Origin of the sequence: Aliirhizobium wenxiniae (assembly GCF_014201355.1) — a bacterium.
GTDB classification, from domain to species: domain Bacteria; phylum Pseudomonadota; class Alphaproteobacteria; order Rhizobiales; family Rhizobiaceae; genus Neorhizobium; species Neorhizobium wenxiniae.
Genome location: NZ_JACHEG010000002.1, coordinates 907,426 through 932,201, shown reverse-complemented (window position 1 = coordinate 932,201; position 24,776 = coordinate 907,426). Strand labels below are relative to the sequence as shown.

At 59.8% G+C, this 24,776-nt stretch carries 17 protein-coding genes; 9 read left to right on the top strand and 8 right to left on the bottom strand.

The window, feature by feature from the left end; genetic code table 11:
• Window positions 1-89 precede the first annotated feature (89 nt).
• From pgl to HNQ72_RS12435, 4 genes are all read right to left on the bottom strand, one after another.
• The gene (gene pgl, locus HNQ72_RS12450; RefSeq protein WP_183992544.1) at window positions 90-788 is read right to left on the bottom strand and encodes a 6-phosphogluconolactonase; all 699 of its coding nucleotides are present in this window, start codon (window positions 786-788) and stop codon (window positions 90-92) included.
• Window positions 789-793: 5 nt separating this feature from the next.
• Window positions 794-2,272 (bottom strand): glucose-6-phosphate dehydrogenase, encoded by a 1,479-nt coding sequence (gene zwf, locus HNQ72_RS12445; RefSeq protein ID WP_148148122.1) that lies wholly within the window; start codon window positions 2,270-2,272, stop codon window positions 794-796.
• 76 nt (window positions 2,273-2,348) lie between these two features.
• Entirely contained in the window at window positions 2,349-3,638 is a 1,290-nt protein-coding gene (locus tag HNQ72_RS12440) for an NAD(P)/FAD-dependent oxidoreductase (protein WP_210319570.1), read from the bottom strand.
• A gap of 10 nt (window positions 3,639-3,648) precedes the next feature.
• Window positions 3,649-5,091: a glutamine synthetase family protein gene (locus tag HNQ72_RS12435; RefSeq protein ID WP_183992542.1), complete on the bottom strand. Its 1,443-nt coding sequence runs from the start codon at window positions 5,089-5,091 to the stop codon at window positions 3,649-3,651.
• A gap of 137 nt (window positions 5,092-5,228) precedes the next feature.
• On the opposite strand from HNQ72_RS12435, the gene HNQ72_RS12430 reads away from it, so the two are divergent.
• From HNQ72_RS12430 to HNQ72_RS12425, 3 genes are all read left to right on the top strand, one after another.
• Window positions 5,229-6,413, top strand: coding sequence for a BaiN/RdsA family NAD(P)/FAD-dependent oxidoreductase (locus HNQ72_RS12430; RefSeq protein WP_183992541.1), 1,185 nt, complete (start codon window positions 5,229-5,231; stop codon window positions 6,411-6,413).
• A 158-nt stretch (window positions 6,414-6,571) separates the two neighbouring features.
• Window positions 6,572-6,706, top strand: a complete 135-nt coding sequence (locus HNQ72_RS30965) for a hypothetical protein (protein WP_280518264.1) — start codon at window positions 6,572-6,574, stop codon at window positions 6,704-6,706.
• Window positions 6,707-6,857: 151 nt separating this feature from the next.
• On the top strand, window positions 6,858-8,699 hold the full coding sequence (locus HNQ72_RS12425; RefSeq protein ID WP_183992540.1) for a methyl-accepting chemotaxis protein: 1,842 nt from the start codon (window positions 6,858-6,860) through the stop codon (window positions 8,697-8,699).
• A 166-nt stretch (window positions 8,700-8,865) separates the two neighbouring features.
• On the opposite strand, the gene HNQ72_RS12420 is transcribed toward HNQ72_RS12425, so the two are convergent.
• The gene (locus HNQ72_RS12420) at window positions 8,866-9,117 is read right to left on the bottom strand and encodes an SMc00767 family acetate metabolism repressor (protein ID WP_148148117.1); all 252 of its coding nucleotides are present in this window, start codon (window positions 9,115-9,117) and stop codon (window positions 8,866-8,868) included.
• 31 nt (window positions 9,118-9,148) lie between these two features.
• On the bottom strand, window positions 9,149-10,438 hold the full coding sequence (gene aceA, locus HNQ72_RS12415) for an isocitrate lyase (RefSeq protein ID WP_183992539.1): 1,290 nt from the start codon (window positions 10,436-10,438) through the stop codon (window positions 9,149-9,151).
• Window positions 10,439-10,623: 185 nt separating this feature from the next.
• Between aceA and HNQ72_RS12410 the strand changes: the two genes are divergently transcribed.
• The 5 genes from HNQ72_RS12410 (at window position 10,624) to HNQ72_RS12390 (ending at window position 16,286) form a co-directional block, all read left to right on the top strand.
• Window positions 10,624-12,054 (top strand): helix-turn-helix domain-containing protein, encoded by a 1,431-nt coding sequence (locus HNQ72_RS12410; RefSeq protein WP_183992538.1) that lies wholly within the window; start codon window positions 10,624-10,626, stop codon window positions 12,052-12,054.
• A gap of 146 nt (window positions 12,055-12,200) precedes the next feature.
• Complete coding sequence (locus HNQ72_RS12405) at window positions 12,201-13,295, top strand: polyamine ABC transporter substrate-binding protein (RefSeq protein ID WP_183992537.1); 1,095 nt, start codon at window positions 12,201-12,203, stop codon at window positions 13,293-13,295.
• A 69-nt stretch (window positions 13,296-13,364) separates the two neighbouring features.
• Window positions 13,365-14,522, top strand: coding sequence for an ABC transporter ATP-binding protein (locus HNQ72_RS12400; protein WP_183992536.1), 1,158 nt, complete (start codon window positions 13,365-13,367; stop codon window positions 14,520-14,522).
• Between the two features lie 16 nt (window positions 14,523-14,538).
• Window positions 14,539-15,465, top strand: a complete 927-nt coding sequence (locus tag HNQ72_RS12395; RefSeq protein WP_183992535.1) for an ABC transporter permease subunit — start codon at window positions 14,539-14,541, stop codon at window positions 15,463-15,465.
• A complete protein-coding gene (locus tag HNQ72_RS12390; protein WP_183992534.1) occupies window positions 15,465-16,286 on the top strand; it encodes an ABC transporter permease in 822 nt (273 codons plus the stop codon). Before HNQ72_RS12395 ends, HNQ72_RS12390 begins: the two co-directional genes overlap by 1 nt.
• 15 nt (window positions 16,287-16,301) lie before the next feature.
• On the opposite strand, the gene HNQ72_RS12385 is transcribed toward HNQ72_RS12390, so the two are convergent.
• A complete protein-coding gene (locus HNQ72_RS12385; RefSeq protein WP_183992533.1) occupies window positions 16,302-18,158 on the bottom strand; it encodes an AsmA family protein in 1,857 nt (618 codons plus the stop codon).
• 161 nt (window positions 18,159-18,319) lie between these two features.
• Between HNQ72_RS12385 and HNQ72_RS12380 the strand changes: the two genes are divergently transcribed.
• Window positions 18,320-20,281: an acetoacetate--CoA ligase gene (locus HNQ72_RS12380; protein ID WP_183992532.1), complete on the top strand. Its 1,962-nt coding sequence runs from the start codon at window positions 18,320-18,322 to the stop codon at window positions 20,279-20,281.
• 269 nt (window positions 20,282-20,550) lie between these two features.
• On the opposite strand, the gene HNQ72_RS12375 is transcribed toward HNQ72_RS12380, so the two are convergent.
• Window positions 20,551-24,708 (bottom strand): ATP-binding protein, encoded by a 4,158-nt coding sequence (locus HNQ72_RS12375; protein ID WP_183992531.1) that lies wholly within the window; start codon window positions 24,706-24,708, stop codon window positions 20,551-20,553.
• Between the last annotated feature and the right edge of the window lie 68 nt (window positions 24,709-24,776).

Genomic DNA, 24,776 nt, shown 5'->3' with positions numbered 1-24,776 from the left:
TCCCGGCTTGGGAGAGGCCTAAGCCACCGGGATCGCATGTCTCGTCAAATTGTTGCCGCCTGACGAGCGCCAGGCGGACGATAGGTGCCTCAGGGCGCCCAGTAGATCTCGAGCGGCGAAACCGCCCGGTTGAGTACGGCGCGGATCGGCATGTCGGTCTCGTCCGATCCGGCTTCAGCCTTCGCCAGCACGTCCTTCTTTTCCTGCCCCTCGATATGCAGCACCAGCAGCGGTGCGTCGGAGAGGCTGGAGAATGTGAAGGTCAACCGCTCTTCGCCGGCACCTTCCGCCGCCATGGTCATCACGCCACGCGGCGTCGAAAGATTGAGCGCCTTGGCAAGATGATTGCCACGCGGAAAGAACGATGCGGTATGCCCGTCGCCGCCCATGCCGAGGATCGCGACATCAAACGGATTGCAGATCGAAGCCGTCTTTCCAGTGGCGATTTCCGCGGCTGCATCGATCGTTGCCGCTTCGTGATAGAGCGGGATGAAGGTCGTGGCCGCAGCCTTGTCCTTCAGGAGATGCGTTGCGACCAGAAGATGGTTGGAGCGCGGGCTGTCGGCCGGCACGAAACGTTCGTCGACCAGCGTCACCGAAACCTTCGTCCAGTCGAGATCCTTGCCCGAAAGCGCCTCGAAGAAGCGCTTCGGCGTCGACCCGCCGGAAACGGCGATGGACGCCGCTCCCTTGCTCGAGATCGCTGCCGAAAGTTGCTTGGCAACCTTGTCGGCTAGCGCTGTGGCGAGATCGGCTCCATTGGCAAACTCATGAAAAGTCGATGCCATGGTCTTCAGCCTTCGTGCCAGGTGCGGCCGTCACGCTCGATCAGGGCAATCGCTTGGCTCGGACCCCAGGTGCCGGCAGTATAACCCTGCGCCACCTGTCCGGTCTCTTCCCAGCCCTTGAGGATCGGATCGACCCATTCCCACGCCGCTTCCACTTCGTCGCGGCGCATGAACAGCGTCTGGTTGGCGCGGATCGTGTCCATCAGCAGGCGTTCGTAGGCGTCCGGGCTGCGGGCGTTGAAGGCTTCGGCAAAGCTCATGTCGAGCGAGACATTGCGCAGGCGCATGCCGCCCGGACCTGGGTCCTTGATCATCAGCGACTGCTTGACGCCTTCGTCCGGCTGCAGGCGGATGATCAGCTGGTTGGCCGAAATCCGGCCCGCTGCCGTGTCGAAAATGTTGTGCGGCACAGGCTTGAAGGAAATCACGATTTCCGAAACGCGGCTTGCAAGGCGCTTGCCCGTGCGGATGTAGAAGGGAACGCCGGCCCAGCGCCAGTTGCCGATCTCGGCCTTGATGGCGACGAAAGTCTCGGTGTTGGAGACGCCGCCTTCCAGCTCTTCCAGATAGCCCTTGACCGGGCCGCCTGCGGAAGCGCCGGCGCGGTACTGACCACGCACCGTCATCACTTCGCAATTGTCTGCGGTGATCGGCTTCAGTGCGCGAAGCACTTTCAGCTTTTCGTCGCGCACCGCTTCCGAATTCATCGAAGACGGCGTTTCCATCGCGACAAGGCAAAGCAGCTGCATGATGTGGTTCTGCACCATGTCGCGCAGCGCGCCGGCGGTATCGTAATAACCGGCACGGCCTTCAAGGCCGACCGCTTCGGCAACCGTGATCTGCACGTGGTCGATATAGTTTGCGTTCCACAGCGGCTCATAGAGCGCATTGGCAAAACGCAGCGCCATCAGGTTCTGGACCGTCTCTTTGCCCAGATAGTGGTCGATACGGTAGATCTGTTCTTCCTTGAACACCTTGCCGATCGTGTCGTTCAATTCCAGCGCGGAGGCGAGGTCGCGGCCGATCGGCTTCTCGACGACAATGCGGGTCGACTTGGTGATCAGTTTGTGGTCGCGGATCTTTTCCGAGATGGCGCCGAAAATCGCCGGCGCGACGGCCAGATAGAAGGCGCGAATACGCTCCTTGCCGGTGCCTTCATCGAGGATCTTCTTCAGCTTGTCCCAGCCCTGATCGGACTTGGCGTCGACGGAGATGTAGAAGATGCGCTCGCAGAAGGCCTTGACCTGGGCCTCGTCATATTCGCCCTTCTTGAGGTGCTCCTTGAGCGCATCCTCGGCAAACTTGCGGTATTCCTCATTGGAAAGCGCGCTACGCGACGCTCCGATGATGCGCGTCGGCTCCGTGAACTGGCCTTCGATCTGCCGGTGATACAGCGCCGGAAGAAGCTTGCGCTCTGCAAGGTCACCGGTTGCGCCGAAGACGATGCAATCGAATGGTTCCACTGGAATGATCTGGCTGCTCATCGCTCAACTTTCATCGTGTGTGGTTGGGGTGTGTCTTATGCTAATCGATTTAAAAAGGCTAGCCCGAATGTCGATCTCAAATACGGTCTCTTAGTGCAAACCAGGTTAATGCAAGGAAAAGCAGTGGTTTACGCATTGCATGTCCTCCTGGAAAGGCAGGTATGTCGAGATCGGCAAGCACGTCGAGCTCGCTTTTGTGTCCAGCGACCATTTCAGCATAAAGCTTGCCACAATAATTTGACAGCATCACGCCATGGCCGGAATATCCGCCGATGGAGGTAACGCCCGGCATGACTTGGCGAACGAAAGGCCGGCGCGGCAGGGTTATCCCGACATTGCCGCCCCAGGCATGGGTTATCTGCACGTCCTTCAGGGCTGGATACGTGGTGACGATCTGCTGTCGTATTGCTTCTGCCGTATCGCTCGGGTCTTTCGAACTATAGACCTCTCGGCCGCCGAACAGCAGCCTGTTATCCTTCGACTTGCGGAAATAGCGCACCACGAAGCGGCTGTCGCAAACGGCCTCCATGCCCGGAATGACATGTGGGAAAGCATCGAGCGGCTCGGTTGCCGCGATGAACGATCCGATCGGCATCACATGCGCCGAGGTGACCGGTTCCAGATCGCCGATATAGGCATTGGTGGCGATCAGCACCCGGTCGGATGTCAGCGTGCCTTTCGGCGTCTCGACCCTGATCTTGCCACCCTCGCGGCGGATCGCCGTTGCCCTGGTATTCTCGTAAATACCGGCACCTGCGGCCTTGGCCACTTTCGCCAGACCGATCAGAAATTTGAGCGGATGGATATGGCCGGTGCCGGTATCGCGCACGCCGCAATAATAATCCTTGGTGCCGACCCGCTCTTCCGTCTCCGCCTTTTCCATGAAGGTCATGTGCGGATAGTCGTAGCGTGCGGCGGCGATCTCTGCGTTGGCGCGGTAGTCGCGCTCATATCCCGGTTTGTGTGACACGTTGAGCTGGCCCGGCATGTAGTCCATGTCTATGCCATGCACTGTCGCAAAATCGTGGAGATGCCGCTTGGCGTTTTCTGCCATGTCGAACAAAAGCTTGGAGCGTTCGTAGCCCAGTTCCTTCTCGGCCTCTTCCGGCCACCAGCGCTGCCCGGTGCCGAGCTGCCCGCCATTACGGCCAGAGCCACCGTCGCCAAAGTGCCCGCCCTCGATCAGCGCCACCGAAACGCCTGCTGCCGCAAGATTACAGGCCGCCTGCAACCCGGTATAACCGCCGCCGATGATTGTTACATCGACCGCCTGCGAGCCGTCGAGTGTCGGATAGGTGGGGCGCTCGTCGACACTCGCCTGATACCAGGAAAGACCCGGCGCGATCGGGCTCTGCCATGTATCCATGCCGCTCACCTTAAACGTTGAGAAGCAGGAACTCGCGCTCCCACGGGCTGATCACCTGCATGAATGTCTCGAACTCGCCACGCTTGACGCCGGCATAGATGCCGATGAATTCCTTGCTGAATACCTCTGCCAGCGCCGGCTCCTCTTCCAGCAGCGAAACGGCCTTCAACAAATCGCGCGGCAAGTCGATCGCGCCTTCATTGGCGGATTCGTCCGTTGGCGGGGTTGGGTCGATCTTGTTCATGATGCCGAGAAGCCCGCAGCCGAGCGAGGCGGCGAGTGCCAGATAGGGATTGGCATCCGAACTCGGTAGCCGGTTTTCGACGCGTCTTGCGACCGGATCGGAGACGGGGACGCGGAAAGCCGTCGTGCGGTTGTCGTAACCCCATGCGGTATTGACCGGCGCCGCCATATCCGGCGTCAGGCGACGATAGGAATTCACATAGGGCGCCATCATCACCAGCGCCTTCGGAATATAGGTCTGCATCCCGCCGATGAACTGGAAGAACTCCTTCGACGGCTTGCCATCCTTCTGCGAGAATATGTTCTTGCCCGTATCGATATCGACGACGGACTGATGGATGTGCATGGCCGACCCCGCCTGGCCCTGCATCGGCTTGGCCATGAAGGTCGCGTAGATGCCGTGCTTCATCGCCGCCTCGCGGATCGTCCGCTTGAACATGAACACCTGGTCGGCCAGTTCCACCGGATCGCCATGGCGCAGGTTGATCTCGAGCTGTGCCGGTCCCTCCTCGTGGATCAGCGTGTCGATCTCCAGCCCCTGCTTTTCGGAGAAGTGGTAGATGTCGTCGATCAACTCGTCGAACTCGTTGATGCCGGCGATCGAATAACCCTGACCACCGAGAATGGAGCGGCCCGACCGACCTTTCGGCGGATGCAGCGGGTAATCCGGGTCGTCGTTCTTGGCGACCAGATAAAATTCGATTTCCGGCGCCACGACCGGTTTCCAGCCGCGCTCATTATAAAGCCGGACGACGTTCTTCAGCACGTTGCGCGGCGTATAGGCGACTGCATTGCCCTCGGTATTGACGATATCGCAGATCACCTGTGCCGTCGGATCGGTTTCCCATGGCACGACGGAGAGCGTCGAAAGATCCGGCATCAGCTTAAGATCGCTGTCGCGCGGCTCGTAGCGGAAGCTCTCGGTTTCTTCCGGGTATTCGCCGGAAATCGTGTGCCGGTAGAGCGCCGAAGGCAGCGCCAGCGATGTGTTGGACGTAAACTTCGACGACGGCATCATCTTGCCGCGCGGCACGCCGGCAAGGTCGGGCGTGATGCATTCGATATCCTCGATCCCTCGCGCTCGCAGCCATGCTGCGGCCTCCTGCCAGTCCGCCACGCCGCGAAGCGAGGTCAGTGTTGGTTGGGCGACGGCGGCCTTTGCGACCGTACCGACTTCAACTGCAGCGGGATTGGCTTTTTTGGTTGGCATGACACACCGGGTGAGGTTGATCGAATGTTCCCATCATAGCCACCGATCGGCAATTGGCGAGGGGGAGGCGTTGACTTTGGGTGAACTATGGCGAACAGCGAAGGCAGCAACCACCAAGCAGCCCGAGGGAGTGATGATTGGCCCGTAAATTCGATGTGGTGATCCTCGGCGCAGGTGCGGCCGGCATGATGTGCGCGATCCGCGCCGGTGCGCGTGGACGTTCCGTTCTGGTTCTCGACCACGCCAAGGCACCGGGCGAGAAGATCCGCATCTCCGGCGGCGGTCGCTGCAACTTCACCAATATCAATGCCAGCCCGAAGAACTACCTCTCTTCCAATCCGCATTTCGTCAAATCGGCACTCGCCCGGTATTCGGCGCAGGATTTCATTGATCTGGTGAACCGCCACGGCATCGCCTTTCACGAGAAGACACTGGGCCAGCTCTTCTGCGATGACAGCGCCAAGGACATCATCCGCATGCTTCTATCCGAGATGGAAGCGGCCGGTGCCAAGCTTGAACTGCAGACCGGCGTCACCTCGGTCGAAAAATCCGTCGATGGTTTTCGTATCGTAACCTCTACCGGCGAGACGATCGAAGCAGGCTCAGTCGCCATTGCCACCGGCGGCAAGTCGATCCCGAAAATGGGCGCGACCGGTCTCGCTTATGACATCGCCCGCCAGTTCGGCCTGAAGCTCGTCGAAACCCGCCCCGGTCTCGTACCACTGACACTCGATCCGGGCCTTCTCGAAAAGCTCGCGCTGCTTTCGGGCATCGCCGCACCCGCCGAAATCCGCCACGGCAAGACCGCGTTCCGCGAGGCGCTGCTGTTCACCCATCGCGGTTTAAGCGGTCCCGCGATCCTACAGATATCGTCCTATTGGCGCGAAGGTGACGAGATCACGCTCGTGATCGAACCGGATCGCCGTATCGCCGAGGACCTGAAGGTCGCCCGCAAGGCGAACGGCAAGCAGCTGGTGCAGACGGCGCTTTCGGAAATCCTGCCCAAGCGGCTGGCCCAGTTCTTCGCCGAGAAACATCCCGCAGCAACGAAGCTTGCGGACTGTTCCGACAAGGTTTTCGACGCCGTCGCCGCTTCGATCCAGGAGTGGCGAGTCCGTCCGGCAGGCTCCGAAGGTTATCGCACGGCCGAAGTCACGCTCGGCGGCATCGATACTTCGGAACTCGATTCAAAGACGATGCAGGCGAAGTCTGTGCCGGGCCTATACTTCATCGGTGAATGTGTAGACGTCACTGGCTGGCTCGGGGGCTATAATTTCCAATGGGCCTGGTCGTCCGGCCATGTCTGCGGAGAAGCGCTTTGATCCTGGCATTCGCGCCCGCATGGCTCCGGTTGTGGCGGCATCGTTCAGCACTTCTTAATGTAACGAGCTGATCCTGCCATAATCCCAGCTTATTTTGATGTTCAAAACTGAAAAAGGCTGCCACTATAGGTTTGATTATCGTCTCGGAGTTCCAATCCATGCCGAATGCTCGCCGTACCCGCGCCATTGCAATTGCTAAGGCGGATGACCGCGCAAAGCTCTTTCGTTTCAGCATGCTGATGATTGCCGCTGGAACCACGGCTGCACTGTTGGCCGTACCGGTACTGTTTTAAGCGGTACGCTAATTTAATCGGATTTTCAGTGGATTTGGGCTGGTTTGCTTTGCGCGTCCGCCTCCAAATGCCTGATATTTGTCAAGTTTAGCAAAAATTTCACCTATGTCGGCGAGTGTGTGTGGGAAATTTACACCCGCAAAGGCTCCCCATGAAAAAGATCGTACCTTCTTCGGTCGTCACTAAAATTGTATTTCTCTGTCTCTTTCTTATCGTGGTTGCAGTCTCCGCCGTTTCCGGCCTTGCCTACAACACGTTTCGCAAGGACATCATGGAAACGGCTGTGGAGGATACGCACAAGTCTATCCGGACGATGGCGTTAATCTATGAGACGGCTGTGGCGGGTGCAAAAACGGCACTTTCTGACGGAAAGCTCGCCAAGGTTACTGCCGGCGAGGGAGCACTTCAGGGCCATGATCTTGTCGATCGCACTGCCGGTTCCATCGGCGGCGTCGCGACGGTGTTCGAAAAGCAGGGCAGCGATTATGTCCGCATCTCCACCAACGTGAAGAACGAGAAGGGCGAACGTGCCGTCGGCACCAAGCTCGTAGCCGATCACCCGGCACAGAAGGCTCTGGCCAAAGGCGAGGCCTATTATGGCCCTGCCGTCCTCTTCGGCCGCGATTTCATGACCGCCTACTATCCGATCATGAATGCATCCGGCGCCGTTAGCGGCGTACTCTTCATCGGCATCCCGATGGAAGTCTATTTCGCCCATATCGCCTCCGCCGGCACGGCCTTGATGGTCTCCTCGCTGCTCGCACTCCTCTTCATTGCCGTTGCCAGCTACTTCGTCATTCGTGCGCTCGTTCGCCCGCTCGGCGTCCTGACCGGCTCGGTACGCGCGATTGCCGATGGCGACAACAAATCCGAGATTCCTTACACCGCACGCTCTGACGAGTTCGGCAACATTGCTCGCGCCCTGCAGGTCTTCCGCGACAACGCGCTCGAAAAACTGCGCATCGAGCATCAGAGTGCCATGGAACGCGCAGAGGCCGAAGCCGAACGCGAACGTAACGACAGCGACAAACGCATGGTCGATGGCCAGATCGATCAGGCTGTCGCAGCGCTTGGCACGGCCCTGTCGCGCCTGTCGCAGGGTGATCTCTCTGTCACTATCGACCGGCCTTTCTCCGGCAAGCTGGAACCGCTGCGCACCGATTTCAACGGTTCGATCCTCAAACTGCGCGACACGCTTTCCCACATTCGCCAGAGCACGATGGCAATCCAGAAGAGCAGCGCGGACTTGAGCCATTCCTCTGCCGATCTGTCACGCCGGACCGAAAGCCAGGCGGCTTCGCTGGAGGAGACCGCGGCTGCTGTCGAGGAAATCACGGCAACCGTCCGCTCTTCGGCCGATCGTGCCCGCGAAGCCAACGAGGCTGTCAACCACACCAAGAGAAGCGCCGACAATTCCGGCGTCGTCGTCAAGAACGCCGTTGATGCGATGGGCCGCATTGAGGACGCCTCGCAGAAGATCGAGCTGATCATCGAAGTGATCGATGACATCGCCTTTCAGACGAACCTTCTGGCGCTCAATGCCGGTATCGAGGCGGCCCGCGCCGGTGAAGCCGGCAAGGGCTTTGCCGTCGTCGCCCAGGAGGTCCGTGAGCTGGCACAGCGTTCCGCCGATGCCGCAAAGGAGATCAAGGGGCTGATCAACCAGTCGACCCACGAAGTCGGTGCCGGCGCCTCGCTCGTCCAGCAGGCAGGTGAAGTGCTCGCCACGATCAGCAGCGAGATCGTCGTCATCAGCCAGCATGTCGAAACCATCGCCACCGCCAGCCGTGACCAGTCGGCAGCGCTGTCCAACATCAACCAATCCGTAAACCAGATGGACCAGATGACCCAGCAGAACGGCGCCATGGTATCGGAAACCAGCGATGCAAGCCGTCGCCTGGCGGAAGAGACTGAGGCCCTGTTTGGCCTGCTTCAGCAGTTCCGCATCGATGCCTCCACGCGGATGGAACACCGCTACGACAAGGCCGCTTGATCCGGCTTTGGATAGATAGTGAATACGAGAAAGGGCGGCCTGTCGGTCGCCCTTTCTCTTTGCGGGGAACGGGGAAGTTGTGGTTGGCCGTGAGCCATGCCGACGGTCGCCATGGTCCCGGTACGTGTCGCGACCGGTGTTTGCCTTGGGCGGCTTAAGGGTCGGCTTATTGAAGCCTGTTGGTCATGACGACGGGAACCATAAGGTCACCCCAGTGGCCGTCGCCGCCGTGATGCCGGGCTGAGCGGATCAGCTCGACCGAAACACCGGCCTCGACTGCCTTCATGACGGCATGGTTCAGCCGGTGCAGGTCATTGGCAAGCGAGCGGATCGCTGCCTGCTGATCGGCGGTCATGGCGCTTGCCTGCTCCTCCGCCCGTTCCTTGACATGGGTCTTGATGGGTGCCTGGATCGTCATTTCGGGGTCTCCTTTCGTTGGTTTTGCCGTCTCACTCGGCCGCCGGCCGGAACTGCGCATGTTCGGTGGACTCTCCCATGGCCGTCGTCGAGGACAGCCCGCCGGTGATTGCCATCGACACGGCATCGAAATAGCCGGTGCCGACTTCGCGCTGATGCTTGGTCGCCGTATATCCGTTGATCTCGGAAGCGAACTCCGCCTCCTGCAGCTCCGAATAGGCGGCCATCTGCCGGTCCTTGTAACCGCGCGAAAGCTCGAACATGCCGAAATTCAGCTGGTGGAAACCGGCCAGCGTGATGAACTGGAACTTGTAGCCCATCGCCCCCAGTTCCCGCTGGAACTTTGCGATCGTGGAGTCGTCCAGGTTCTTTTTCCAGTTGAACGACGGCGAGCAATTGTAAGCCAGCATCTTGTCCGGATGTTCGCGATGCACGCCCTCGGCAAATTTCCGCGCCTGCTCCAGATCCGGTTTCGATGTCTCGCACCAGATGAGGTCTGAGTGCGGGGCGTAGGCGATGGCACGCGCAATGCAGGGCTCAAGCCCGTTCTTGACGCGATAGAACCCTTCCGCCGTCCGCCCCGCATCGTAGTCGACGAAAGGCCGGTCGCGCTCGTCGATATCGGAAGTCAGCAGTTTTGCCGCCTCGGCATCTGTGCGGGCGATGACCAGCGTCGGCACGCCCATGACATCGGCTGCAAGCCGTGCCGCGGTCAGGTTGCGGATATGCGCCGCGGTCGGGATCAGCACCTTGCCGCCCAGATGGCCGCACTTCTTTTCAGATGCCAGCTGGTCCTCGAAGTGAACGCCCGCAGCACCGGCCTCGATGAACGCCTTCATGATCTCGAAGGCGTTGAGCGGCCCGCCGAAGCCTGCCTCCGCATCGGCAACGATCGGCGCGAACCATGTCTCGACCGAAAGCCCCTTGCCTTCGGATGTTTCGATCTGGTCGGCGCGCTGCAGCGTCCGGTTGATACGGCGTGCCAGTTCCGGCGCGGCATTGGCCGGATAAAGCGACTGGTCGGGATACATCGAGGACGCGGTATTACTGTCCGCCGCCACCTGCCAGCCGGAGAGATAGATGGCCTTCAGGCCTGCGCGCACCTGCTGCATAGCCTGGTTGCCGGTCATGGCGCCGAGCGCGTTGACGAAATCCTCGTTTTTCAACAGTTCCCACAGCCGGTTCGCACCCTTTTCCGCCAGCGAATAACGGATCTCGATCGAGCCGCGCAGCCGCTGCACGTCCTCGGCCGAATAGGGGCGGGTAATCCCGTCGAACCGGCCTTCGGGCGCATTGGCAACGAGCTTGTAAAAATCTGTCATCTGTCTCTCTCCCACTGGTTTTGAACTCTGGATCAGGCCCGAAAGCTCATGTGAAAGTTTTACAGAATGACGAATGTTAATTCTATAAGTACATGATATAAAAGAAGTTACGATGTCACGACTTACACAGAAGCGAGTTGAGTTTTGTAAATATTGTAAAAATAGAAGCCGCGTAAAACTTTGACATGAGGAGGTCTTTAGTGGAGCGGAAGGTATTTGCAGGAGGCCGTGTCAGGCGAGTTCGGCTCGGGCTTGGTTTGACGCAGACTGCCATGGCAGGCGCGCTGGAAATCTCGCCCTCCTATCTCAATCTGATCGAGCGCAACCAGCGGCCGCTGACGGTGCAGCTGCTGTTGAAGCTCGCTTCCACCTACAAGGTGGATCTCGATGCACTTCAGGGAGAGGGCGGAGGGCTTGTCCCTCAGCTGCGCGAGGTTTTCGCCGATCCGCTCCTGGCCGGTGAAATCCCCGGGGATCAGGAAATCGTCGAAGTGGCGGAAGCAGCCCCCAACGCCGCGCTCGCCACCGTCAAACTCTATCGGGCCTATCGCGAGCAGGCGGGCCGGCTTTCCGATCTCGCAGCGCTTCTGGCAAGCGAAGGCCGCGAGATGGCCACTGGCGGCAGCCGCCTGCCGATGGATGAGGTGCGCCAGTCGCTGGAGCGCCGCCCGAATTTCTTCCCCCGCCTGGAGGATGCGGCGGAAGCTCTGGCAAAGACCTTTGCCGCGGGAGACGACCTGCCATCGGCCCTCCGCACCTGGCTGAAGAACGAGCGCGGCATAACCGTCCGTACGCTACCCTCCCATGTCATGCCGAGCCTTCGCCGCCGGTACGATCGCCACAGCATGCGGCTTTTCCTGTCGGAGCGCCTGTCGCCCTTCGACCGCAACCGGGAACTGGCAACCGAAGTGGCGCTGCTGGCAATGGCGGCAGAAATCGATGCCGAATTGGATGGCCTAGCTCTCCAGACGGCGGAAGCCCGGCGTATCGCCCGCTTCGAACTTGCCCGTTACGCGGCGCATGCGCTGCTGATGCCTTACGCGGCCTTTCTCGCCGCCGCCCAGCGCGCCCGCTACGATATCGATATCCTGCGCGCCCGTTTCGATGTCTCCTTCGAACAGGCGGCGAACCGCCTGACCTCCCTCTGTCGGCCGGATGCCGCCGGCATTCCTTTTTTCCTCATGGAGATGGATCACGCTGGCAATGTCGTGCGTCGCGCGGGCGCCCAAGGCTTTCCGCAATCCCGCTTCGGTGGCCGTTGTCCCAAGCTCGGCATCCATTCCGCCTTTGCCGAGCCCGGCCGCATCCTTGTCGACCGGGTGGAAATGCCGGAAGGGGACGCCTTCCTCACCGTGTCGAGAACGCTGGAAGGCCCCCAGGCGGATTTCGGCGAGCGCATCCGGCGCACGGCAATCCTCGTCGGTTGCGATATCGGCTTTGCTGCCGATGTGGCCTATGCCGCGGCTCTGCCGGCGACTGGTTTTACCGTCGAATCCGGCCCCGCCTGCCGCATTTGCGAGCGCAAGGCCTGCCTGTCGCGCGCCGAGCCGCCAATCACCCGACCGCTCGGGCTTGACGAAATGGTGGCCGGCCTTAGCGCCTTCGACTTTCAGTAGCTTGGGCGACAAGCCTTGGGGGCAAGTTATTCCGCAGCGCACATTCCCACTTGTAGCCCGTAAAAATCCTTTCTACTCTCACGTTCAAATACAGAGGGAATTCCTGCGCGGGGTCGCCCGCGGAGAAAAAAGAAACAGGAGAAATCATGAGAAACCATCTGCTTGGAATGGCGGCAGCACTTGCTGTTACCGCCCTTGGCTCCTCCGCTTTTGCGCAGGAAAAGGTCGTCCACGTCTATAACTGGTCGGACTATATCGATGAGTCCATTCTCGAGGATTTCACCAAGGAAACCGGCATCAAGGTCGTCTACGACGTTTTTGACAGCAACGATCTCGTGGAAACCAAGCTGCTTGCCGGCGGCTCCGGTTATGACGTCGTTGTCCCGACCGGTCCCTTCCTTGCCCGCCAGATCACGGCCGGTGTGTTCCAGAAGCTCGACAAGTCGAAGCTGCCGAACCTGACCAACATGTGGCCGCTCGTTTCCGAGCGTCTGGCAAAATATGACCCCGGCAACGAGTATGCCGTCAACTACATGTGGGGCACCACCGGCATCGGCTATAATGTCGACAAGGTGAAGGCGGCGCTCGGCGATGTGCCGATCGACAGCTGGGATGTGCTGTTCAAGCCGGAAAATGCCGAGAAGCTGAAATCCTGCGGTATCAACATTCTCGATGCTTCCGACGAGACCTTCGCCATCGCCATGAACTATGTCGGCAAGAACCCGGACAGCAAGGAAACCGCTGATCTGGAAGCCGGCGGCGAGGTCTACAAGAAAATCCGTCCCTTCGTGAAGACGTTCAACGCTTCCGCCTATATCGATGAGCTCGCAAACGGTGACAGCTGCATCTCGATCGGCTGGTCGGGTGACGTGCTGCAGGCGAAGTCGCGCGCCGAAGAGGCCGGCAACGGCGTCAAGGTGGAATTCGTCATCCCGAAGGAAGGCACCTACATGTGGTTCGACAACCTCGCGATCCCGGCGGATGCCAAGAATGTCGAAGAGGCGCACGCCTTCATCAACTACCTGATGAAGCCCGAAGTCATCGCCAAGGCCTCCAACTATGTCCAGTATGCCAACGGCAATCTTGCCTCGCAGAAATTCATCGACAAGGAAGTGCTGGAAAACCCGTCGGTCTATCCGCCGGAAGATGTCGTGGCCAAGCTCTTCACCATCTCGCCCTACGGCCCCAAGGAACAGCGCGTGCTGAACCGGGTCTGGACGCAGATCAAGACCGGCAGCTGATAGCTGATAATCCAAGGGCGGGCTTCGACCCGCCCTTTCATTTTCCAAGGATCGCAAGCGGGGCAAGGCATGGCGAAAACTCTCGGACCGGTAAAACGTAAATTCTCTCCCTGGACCGATCCGAATGCGGTCCCCTTCATCCGCTTCGAGAATATCACCAAACGTTTCGGCGATTTTGTCGCCGTCGATAACCTCACGCTTGATATCTACGAGCGGGAATTCTTCTCGCTGCTTGGTCCTTCCGGCTGCGGAAAGACGACGCTGATGCGTATGCTCGCCGGCTTCGAGGAGCCGACGGAAGGCCGCATTCTTCTGCAGGGGCAGGATATCGGTGGTGTGCCGCCCTATCGCCGTCCGACCAACATGATGTTCCAGTCCTACGCGCTGTTCCCGCATATGACGGTGGAGAAGAACATCGCCTTCGGTCTCGAGCAGGACAACATGCCGAAGGGCGAGATCACCGCCCGCGTTCAGGAGATGCTCAAGCTCGTCAAGCTGGAGCAGTTCGCCAAGCGCAAGCCGAACCAGCTTTCCGGCGGCCAGCGCCAGCGCGTCGCACTCGCTCGCTCGCTCGCCAAGCGGCCCAAGGTCCTGCTGCTCGACGAACCGCTCGGCGCGCTCGACAAGAAGCTGCGCGAGGAAACCCAGTTCGAGCTGATGGACCTGCAGCACACGCTCGGCATGACCTTCCTGATCGTCACCCATGACCAGGAAGAGGCGATGACGGTGTCGGACCGTATCGCGGTCATGGACAAAGGCATCATCATGCAGGTGGCGACGCCGGCTGAAATCTACGAGGCGCCGAACAGCCGCTACGTCGCGGATTTCATCGGCGACATTAACATCATCGAAGGCAAAGTTGCCGAAACGGCAAGCGCGCTCGGCGCACCGGGCGCGGTCAGGATCGAAAGCGAAGGCCTGTCGATCGCCGTCGATCAGGAAAGCCAGGCGGTGAAGGACGATCATGTCGCCTTCGCCATCCGCCCGGAAAAAGTGCGCATCTCGCTGGATGCCCCGGCTGATACTGCCACCAATGCGTTTTACGGCGAGGTCTGGGATATCGGTTATCTCGGCGATTTCTCGCTCTTTATAGTCCGTTCCGAGGATGGTCGTTTTCTGCGTGCCGCACAGGCCAATGTTTCGCGCCTCGTCGACCGGCCGATCACCTTCGGCGATATGGTCTGGCTCACCTGGTCGCGCGATGCCGGCCTCGTCCTGACACGATAGGGAAGGGGGAGCGAACATGGCGAATGTCGCGGAAACCAATCCTGTCACCAGCACTGGCGGTCCCTCTTGGACCCGCTGGCTGGTCGTCGTCGTGCCCTATGTCTGGCTCATCCTGTTTTTCGTCGCGCCGTTCCTGATCATTCTGAAGATATCCTTCTCCGACACGGCCATCTCGATCCCGCCCTATACGCCGGTCTTCGAAGGCTTCGGTGCGATCGGCGACTTCTTCTCGCAGCTGGATTTCGAGAATTACGTCTTCCTGACCGAAGATCCGCTCTACATCTGGTCCTACCTGTCGTCGCTCCGGATCGCGGCGATCTCGACGTTGCTGCTTCTGCTGATCGGTTACCCGATGGCGCTCGCCATGGCCCGCGCCCCGAGCTCGATCCGCCCGACACTGGTCATGCTGGTCATCCTGCCCTTCTGGACCTCGTTCCTCATCCGTGTCTACGCCTGGATCGGCATCCTCAAGCCGGATGGCCTGCTGACGCTTCTCCTCCAGACGATCGGACTGATGGGGCCTGACCAGCAGGTACAGATCTTCCGCACCGATTATGCCGTCTTTATCGGCATCGTTTATTCTTATCTGCCCTTCATGGTCCTGCCGCTTTATTCGGCGCTGGAAAAGATGGACAATTCGCTTCTGGAAGCGGCAAGCGATCTCGGTTGCCCGCCCTGGAAAGCCTTCTGGAAGATCACCTTCCCGCTCTCCATGCCGGGCGTCATTGCCGGAGCGATGATCTGCTTCATCCCGATCACCGGCGAATTCGTCATCCCGGATCTGCTTGGCGGCGCCGACACGCTGATGATCGGCAAGACGCTCTGGACGGAATTCTTCGGCAATCGCGACTGGCCGCTCGCCTCCGCTGTTGCCGTCATCCTGCTGATCATGCTGGTCGTGCCGATCATGATCTTCCAGAACCAGCAGAAAAAGGTGGTGTGATGAAATCTCCCCGTTTCGACGCCACCGTGCTCACCCTCGGGTTTGCGTTTCTCTACATCCCGATCATCATCCTGATCGTCTATTCGTTCAATGCTTCGAGGCTGGTCACGGTCTGGGGCGGCTTTTCGCTGAACTGGTATTCGGCCATGTGGTCGAACCAGGGCCTGATGGACGCGGCCTGGGTGACCGCCCGCGTCGGCGTGCTCAGCGCCACATTGGGCACCATCCTCGGCACGCTGGCAGCCCTTGCGCTCACCCGGTTTGCCCGCTTTCCGGGCCGCATGGCTTTCTCGGGCATGATCTATGCGCCGCTGGTCATGCCGGAAGTCATCACCGGCCTGTCGCTGCTCCTGCTTTTCGTTGCCATGGGTGTCGATCGCGGCTTCTGGACGGTCACGATCGCGCATACGACCTTTACCATGTGCTATGTGGCAATCGTCGTGCAGTCGCGGCTCCTGACCTTCGACCGTAGCCTTGAGGAGGCCGCCCTTGATCTCGGCTGCCCGCCGGTCAAGACTTTCTTCAAGATCACCCTGCCGCTGATATTCCCGGCTGTCATCGCAGGCTGGATGCTGGCCTTCACCCTGTCGCTCGATGATCTGGTGATCGCAAGCTTCAACACCGGTCCGGGTGCAACGACCCTGCCGATCAAAATCTATTCGCAGGTCCGCCTGGGGGTGACGCCAGAAATCAACGCCATCTGCACCATTCTGATCGGCCTCGTGACGATCGGGGTTATCGCCGCGTCGCTCACCACCAAGCGCGCAGAGATAAGGCGCGTCCGCGACGAGCATCTTGCGATCCGCGGTGCGGAAAGCTGATAGGTGGGGCCTGGTTTATTCGCCGGGTTTGGCGGCCGGCACGTTCATCGGCCAGAGGATAGGTGTCGGCCATGCGCCGCCGATGAAGAAGTTCAACGGCGGGCTTGCATCCTTCGGTGTGATCGTGGCCGAGAGCGCGAGGCTGCTGTTTGCGAGCGGCACGGCACCGGCCAGCGCAATCGTCTCGTTACGCCCGGCAATCTCGGTGTCCTGAAGGTCGGCAATTCCGTTGCGGATAGTAGCCGTCGCCTTCATGCTGTCGAATTCGATCGAGCCCGTTGCAGCGTCGCTAAGCGAGAAATAGGGCTTCTGGATTGCCAGCTGGCGAATAGCCGACAGGTCTATGCCGGTCAGATTGCCGGAGCCTGTCTGGAAGCTGACCGTCCCGGTCGCTGCGTTCCAGGCGTCAAGCGTGATCGGGCGTGGCACATCCAGCGAAATGTCGAGCGATCCCTGTGCCGCAGGCAGCGGGCCTCTGAGCTGCAGCTGTTGTGCGATCGTCGCGAAATTGACACCCCGGACAGCCGCGCGGAAGGCGACGGTTTGTTCCTCGCTCCGGGCGCTGGAATTCGCGTTAACGGTGGTGATCCGCCCTGTAAGGCGACCCGGTTTTAGATCGCTATCGAGAATATCGAGGCGGAACTGCTGGGTCACATTCATCAGCCCAAGCGCCACATCATAAAGCTGGAGACCGCCCAGCGAGGCGACTTGTGAAGAAAGCCTCATATCGAGGTCCATATTCGTCACCAGCGACGGCAGCGCCTGCACATCCTTGCTGATCGTCGGCTCCAGAGCGATAAGCAGGCGGCGCAGGTCCATATGGTCAAAGGCAAGCGTGCCCGAAAGCTTCGGCGGCGTGGAGGCGGGGATGTCGAGCTCCAGCAGACCGGTCGCATTCTCCTCGTTCAGCCCTAGCGAAAGCTCCTCGAACCGCATTTCCTGGCGGTCTGCAATCAACCTGGCTGAAACCGATGCCGATTGCAGTCCATCCACCAGGCGTGGATCGATCTCGAACCAGCGCAGCGCAGCAGGCATGTCCGATGCCCGAAGCTCGGCATTGCCGGAAAAATAACCGCGCGGCGTCAGGCTTACGACGCCGTCGAACTTTGCAAACCCGATGTCGGCACTGGCCGTTCCCTCGAAATCTCCGCTTCTACCATCGAGAAGCAGCAGCGGCTGTGTGCTGCGAATATCGAGGCCGATCTTCTTGCCGCGGACAACGGCGTCCCCGCGAATGGTGGCGGTGTCGGAAAGGCGAGGCCAATCCATCATGCCGTTGATGGCATCGAAGCGGACGACCCGTCCATCTGTTTCGCGGATGATATCGAGAATGCCGTTGCGAACCTGTACCTCGCCGATCGGTGCATCCAGCGCCTGATCGAGCCTCTGCCGGTCCCCATTAGCCGAAACCTTCGCCATGGCATCGACCAGCTGTCCGCCATTGGCCCAATGAAGCCGCTCGTCCTTGTCACGGCTCATGAAAAGGTGTGGTTCGTTAAGGCGGAAATCCTCAAAGACCGGGTGGCCAAGCAAGGCTTCCATCAGGTCGAACGAGGCGGACAGTTCCTTGATCGTCGCCAGTATCCGCCGTCCGCCGTGTTCATCGTTATGAATGGTGATGTCGGTAAGCGTGACTTCCGGATGCGGCCAGAACCGAATTGTGGAGATGCCGCCGATCGTGGCGTTATTTCCGGTCCACCGTTCTACCGACTGTTCAATGCTTTCCCGCACCAGACTGGTGGAGATCAGGAACGGCGTAACGATCCTGAAAACCGCGGCCACTGCAAGGATCAGCGCAAGCGTGATCAGCACCGTTCGACCAACTGGTCGGCGGGCATGCCTGCGGAATGTCTGGGCGGCTTTCGTGAACATGCAAGGCGCATATAGGAAATGGCTGCAGGGCGCAATTCGGGCATCCAAACGACACTGTCATGGACTTCATTGTCGCATGCGACATGTTATACATTCCTGTCGCACCGGCATGGAGGTGCCCGCGGCAAGAGGAGGCCGGCAAATGCCGGAAAGGGAGGACTATGCTCGAACAGGAAAAGCCGCTCTGGATCATGCCTGAAGAAAAACGGCATGAAACGCCCCTTTATCGCTTCATCCGCTGGTGCGAGGCGCGCCACGCCACCAAATTTGCCGATTATGACGCCTTTCATTCATGGTCGATCAATGAAAGCGAACATTTCTGGTCGGCGATCTGGGATTTCTGTGGCGTCAGGGGAGAGCGTGGCGAAATCGTCCTGTCAAACGGGGAAGATATGCTGGCCGCACGTTTTTTCCCCGAAGCTTCGCTCAACTTTGCGGAAAATCTGCTCGCACATGCCGGTGAGGGATCCGAGGACGCACTGATTTTTCGCGGAGAAGACAAGGTCCGTTACAGCTGGTCATGGGACAAGCTGCGCTCGGAGGTTTCGAAGCTGCAGCAGGCTTTTCGCGCCATGGGTATCGGCAAAGGGGATCGCGTTGCGGCGATGATGCCGAACATGCCCGAAACCATCGCCTGCATGGTGGCCACTGCCTCGCTCGGCGCCATCTGGTCGTCATGCTCCCCCGATTTCGGTGAGCAGGGCGTGCTCGACCGCTTCGGCCAGATCGAGCCCAGGCTTTTCATCACCTGTGACGGTTACTGGTATAACGGCAAACAGCAGGATGTTTCGACCAAGCTGAAGGCGGTGACAGGCCGCCTAGGCGTGCCGGTCATCGTTGTGCCCTATCTTGGCAAAGCGGCAACGCTGGCCGCCGACTTGACGGACGCCCGCACTTATCCTGATGTAATCGCCGCCCATGAGGAAAAGCCGCTCAAATTTGTCCGGCTGCCATTCTCTCATCCGCTCTACATCCTGTTTTCCTCCGGCACGACCGGCATTCCGAAATGTATAGTCCATTCTGCCGGCGGCACCTTGCTGCAGCATCTGAAGGAGCATCGGCTCCATTGCGGCATAGAGCCGGGCGAGAGGCTCTTCTATTTCACCACCTGCGGCTGGATGATGTGGAACTGGTTGGCTTCCGGTCTCGCGGTTGGCGCGACGCTCTGCCTCTATGACGGCTCGCCCTTTGCTCCCGATGGCAACGTGCTCTTCGATTTTGCTCAGGATGAGAGGTTTGCTGTCTTCGGCACGGCGGCGAAATATATCGATTCACTGCGCAAGTCCGGCATCGTGCCGAAGGAAAGTCATGATCTGTCATCGCTGCGCCTGATGACCTCAACCGGTTCACCGCTGTCTCCTGAAGGATTTTCTTTTGTCTATGAAGGCATCAAGCAGGATATCCATCTTGCATCGATCTCCGGCGGCACCGACATCGTCTCCTGTTTCGTGCTCGGCAATCCGCTAAAACCTGTCTGGAAGGGTGAGATTCAGGGGCCGGGACTGGGGCTTGCCGTCGATATATGGAACGACGACGGCGAGCCGGTACGCGGCGAGAAGGGCGAACTGGTTTGCACTAGGGCCTTCCCCTCCATGCCGATCGGGTTCTGGAACAACCCGGACAAATCGAGATACAGGGCCGCTTATTTCGAGCGTTTCGACAATGTCTGGTGCCATGGCGATTTCGCCGAATGGACAGAGCATGGCGGGCTGGTCATCCATGGTCGCTCGGATGCTACGCTCAATCCCGGCGGCGTGCGCATCGGTACGGCCGAAATCTACAATCAGGTCGAGCAGATGGAGGAAGTGTCGGAAGCCATCTGTATCGGCCAGGATTGGCACAATGATGTGCGCGTCGTGTTGTTCGTCCGGCTCGCCAATGGGTTGTCGCTCGATGAAGATCTTGCCAAGGCAATCCGTACCCGAATTCGCAATGGTACGACGCCTCGCCATGTCCCCGCCAAGGTCATCCAGGTATCGGATATTCCACGAACCAAATCCGGCAAGATCGTCGAGCTCGCAGTGCGTGATGTCGTTCACGGCAGGCCCGTCAAAAACAAGGAAGCACTCGCCAATCCTGACGCGTTGAAACAGTACGAAAACCTTGCAGAACTTGGCACGTGAGCTTGCTGCGATGCAGCAATACATCGCGATGGTCCGGATCGGGACAGGTTTAAGCTATTGTTGAGTGACGTTCCTCAATTCTGGCGCAAAATTCCGGGTTACGGGCTATAAAGCTGACACACGATGAGATTGTGAGGCGGGACGTCTTTTATTTCTATCGTTGTTCAACAGCACAATGACTTGAGGGCGGCCGAGGCTGCCCTTTTTTTTATGGTAGGATACACGCATTGCGTGAATATGTGATTATGTGTCGCGTTTTTGGCGTGTCGTCAGCTTGCCAGGACCCGCTGCGAAGGGAAGGTGATTTCAACCAGCGTTCCCTCGTTCGGCGCAGAGGTAATAGCGAAATTCGCCCGGTTCGCATCCACCATCGCTTTTGTAAGTGGCAGCCCAAGGCCCGTGCCGTCACCCCGTTTGCGGGATGCGCCCGCCACCTGCCGGAATGGCTTCATCGCCAATTCCAGCTCGGCACGGTTCATGCCGATACCGGTATCGCGAATTCTCAGCACGACGCTGCCATTCGCCTCATAGGCGGTGGAGACGACGATCTGGCCGCCCGATGGTGTAAACCGGATGGCGTTGGACAGGATGTTGAGCACGATCTGCTTGATCGAGCGCAGATCGGCCACCACCTGCGGCACGGCTTGCGACAGTGCCGTCCGTATGATCACCCGCTGGCCGTTTGCCTGCGGCTGCACAAGCGAGACTGCTTCCGACACCGTTTCGTCCAGGCCGACAGCGACGAAATCGAGATCAAGCTCTCCGGCCTCGATCTTGGAAATGTCGAGCAGGTCGTTGACGATATCGAGCACATGCCTGCCGGAGCGGCCGATATCGTTCGAGTATTCGATATAGCGGGGGTGGCCGACAGGCCCGAGCCGTTCCGATGCCATCATGTCGGCAAAGCCGATAATGGCGTTCAGTGGCGTGCGGATCTCGTGGCTTACATGCGCAAGGAACTCGCTCTTGTGCGCATTGGCCGTTTCCGCGGCCCGTTTTGCGGTGCGCAGTTCGTCTTCGGTCCGTTTCCACTGGGTGATGTCGCGGATGACGGCGCAATAGCCATTGGAGGACGTCAGTCGGCCGATCGTCATAAAAAGGGGAAGGAACCCGCCGGATGCCTCTCGGCCGATCACTTCACGACCGTCATTCAGTACGCTCGCCACGCCATGGCCGGAAATCCCGGAGAGATAGTCGAGGATTGCCCGCTGGCTTTCATGCGCAAACAGCGTGACGAACGGCTTGCCGTTGATCTCTTCGCCATCGAAATTGAACAGCGCGCTTGCCGCCCGGTTCATCGACCGGACTTCCCTGTCGGATCCGATGATGACGACGCCGTCGGTAGCGGTCTCCAGAATGGCCCGCAGCTCCTCCACCTCGACCTGCAATTTCGCCAATTGGTCGGCGGTGCGGATCGGGCGCAGCGGCAACACTTCCGCCGTGGTGTTTTCTGGCGGCTCCGCCTCGGCGGCGACCGGCATCAGCGCCAGCATCAATGCCGATGTCTCATTGAAGCGGATCGACTGAAGCCTTGCCGTCACGGGAACAATCACGTCGTCGGCGCGCACCACCACCATGCCGCCGGCATGCGTGGTCTTGTCTTCCAGTTCCTGCCGCTGCAACAACGCATCAAGTCCGCCGACATCACCAAGCGCCTCTAGTGAAGAATAGCCGGTCAGTTTCAGGAATTCGCTGTTGGCATGGATCAGTCGATCACCGGCATGCACCAGAAGTGCTACCGGCATCTGGTCGATGATATCCTCCGAAAGGCCGGTGCGATCGCGGCCGGGCAGCATGGCGGCGAGAGCTGCGGCATCCACCGCTTCCTCGTGCTCGATCTCATTTTCGGGGCGGTCCTCGGCTGCAACCGTCGGCTCGTTGTCGAACAACGTGACGACGATGTTATCGGAAGTCTCCGACCCGTCGGTCACCTCGAGCGCCTGATCCTCGTGAAATGCCTGGGTATGTTCCGGCAGTTCTTCGTCAACCTGTTGCGTTTCGTCTTCGTCGGTCTGCAGGGACTGCTCAGCCTCGTCATTCGCCTTGGAAACGAGGTCTTCGTTCGTGCTGGTCACGTCCTTGCTGGAAGCAGCAACATCTTCCGGCAGATGGGATGCGGTGGTGTCTGCGGTGATAACCTGATCAGCGAGGGTTTCGTCGCTTTCCGTCTCCACGTCCTCGGCCGGTTTCACGAAATCATCCAGACGTCGGGCAATTTCCTGAAAGTTCGCCTGTTCGCCGGGGCTCAGTCGCGACCGCCGCTCCTCAAGCTGGATCACCTTGTCCCATTGCCGTCTGCCCGGCGTGTCGGTCAGCGTCAGGGCAGGGGGCTCGCCTTCCAGCCGTTCAACGGTCTTGGCCGGGTCTTCAGCTGTGTCCGCACCAGCGGTATCCCCATCCGGTTCGTTATTCGTCTCGCCCGGCATCGGGATGTCGTCACTGGCGAAAGAGCTAGCTTCGGCACCTGCCTCTTCATTCGATGTGTCGCCAATTTCGTCGAACGTCGCCGTTTCCGCGCTTTCGTCGTTTGCCGCAGCGATGGTATCGGCATCCTGAGTTTCAGTCGGTTGCTCGATAACTTCTTCCAATCGCTCGGAAGCTTGCAACTCGGTCTGTTCCGCTTCGAGCGGCTTGGCTACCAGGTCTGCCTGTGCTCTCCCCAATGAAAGGCCAGCGGCGTGCGGGTCTTCGGCCGCGTCGCCCATCCGAACGATGCCGAAGCCGCGGAACCCGTCAAACTCGCGTGCTCTCGTATAAGTCGGGAGCGCTGCCAGATCGACCGGCACCACGAGCGAGGTTCCCTCTACCGGCCACCAGATCGTCTTGCCCGACCATGTATCCCGACGGCCAAGCAATTCGCCGATCTTGCCGTCTGGATCGAGATTGAAGAGTGCGGCGAGATCGGAAAATGCCATGCCCGAAATATCGGCTGCATGCGGCCCGACAGCCTGGGCGAATTCCTTCGAGACTTCGCTGAACCGGCCGGCCGCATCGATTTTCCAGACGAAGCGCACCGCTCCGAGCGGACGTGATGCCGGCTCGGCCTGTTGCACAAGCGGCAACGGTTCGGCGTGGTCTTCTGCGATGTTTATGCCTTCATCCCGCCGCCCCGGCGCCTCTGCCTCAGAAGTGGTGGCTGGCACGGTTTCGTCATCAGCCTCGAACGCCGCCGATATTTCGTCGGGGTCGTCATCATGCTCTTCGTGCGATCCGGACGTCGCGACCTCGTCATCATCGGTTTCAATGTCGACAAGCGCGTCCGCGTCGCCCAACAGGTCTGCCGGAATGCGATTTTCTCCGCTCACGATCTCTTCGGCGGAAATGTCCTGCGCAACGTTTTCGACATCCCGCTCAGCAGCTGTGGTGCCGTCGAACGTCTTCGCATCCGGCTCGCCGCTCTCTGCGAAAACCTCGTCCGCTTCATCAGTGGGGGCCAGATCTTCAGTTTTCACATCTGCGCTCTCGATGTCTTCAATGCGGGAAACCGGCGAAGGCGCATCCGCAGCCTCTTCCTCCGTAACCTTTTCTGAAGACGTCTCGGCGAAGGCATCTGCTTCGGCCTGGTGTCCGCCCGTCTCCACAGAAGCCGCATCGCTCTCATCGGCCGCGCCCGTCGTGTCGTCGAGCGAGATTTCTTCCTCCGCTTCGGGATTGTCCTCGATCGCGGCGACGGCGCTCAGCGCATCTTCGTAATCAGGCAAGGCGAAGTTCTCGACGGCGATTTCTTCCGCGGCATGGGCGGCATTCACCGCCGCAGCCTGCTTTTTTGCGGCTCCCACGACGAATAAAAGATTGAGAGCAGGCTCTTCCGACACCTGGCCGATCGCAGCAGGCAGATATCCGCTGGCGGTCGCGATCGGGCGCTTGATCAGATGGTGACGGTCATTGCCGACCATCGACACCAGCATCCGCGTCGTCTGGATGGAAAGGCTTAGCGCTGCAAACTGGCCGGATGCGGCCAGAATGTTACCATCGGCATCGAGCACGGCCATATGCGTTTCGGGATCGTCAAAGCCTTCGATCAGGCGGGCAGCGCATTCCTTCAGCGGCAGGCTTTGGCTGTCCACGGGCACGGAAAGAAGGATGCATGGCTTGTCCTGCACCCGGATCATTTCGCAGCGCGCCTGCACGGCCACGCGCAGAAACCCGGAAGCGATGCGAACGGTAAACGTGCGCCGGTCGCCCACCGACTGCAGTGAGCGCGCGACAGGCTCCACCTGACGGAACATCAGTTCGCCGCGGTCGAGACCCTGGTCGAGAAAATCGTAGATGGACCCGAAGCCGAAAAGGGCGGCGCCGCGGCCATTTGCCCATGAGACCGATCGCAGGTCGGGCGAGAAAAGCACGACCGCCATACCCGCGGCAAAGGCTTCGCGCACACGCTCGTGTACGGCGACGTCTATGAATGGGTATTGCACGTCCGACATGGGCAAGCCTGTGAAATTACGTGTCGGCCTATAAGGCCATGGAATTAACCTCTTGTTAATATCCCTCC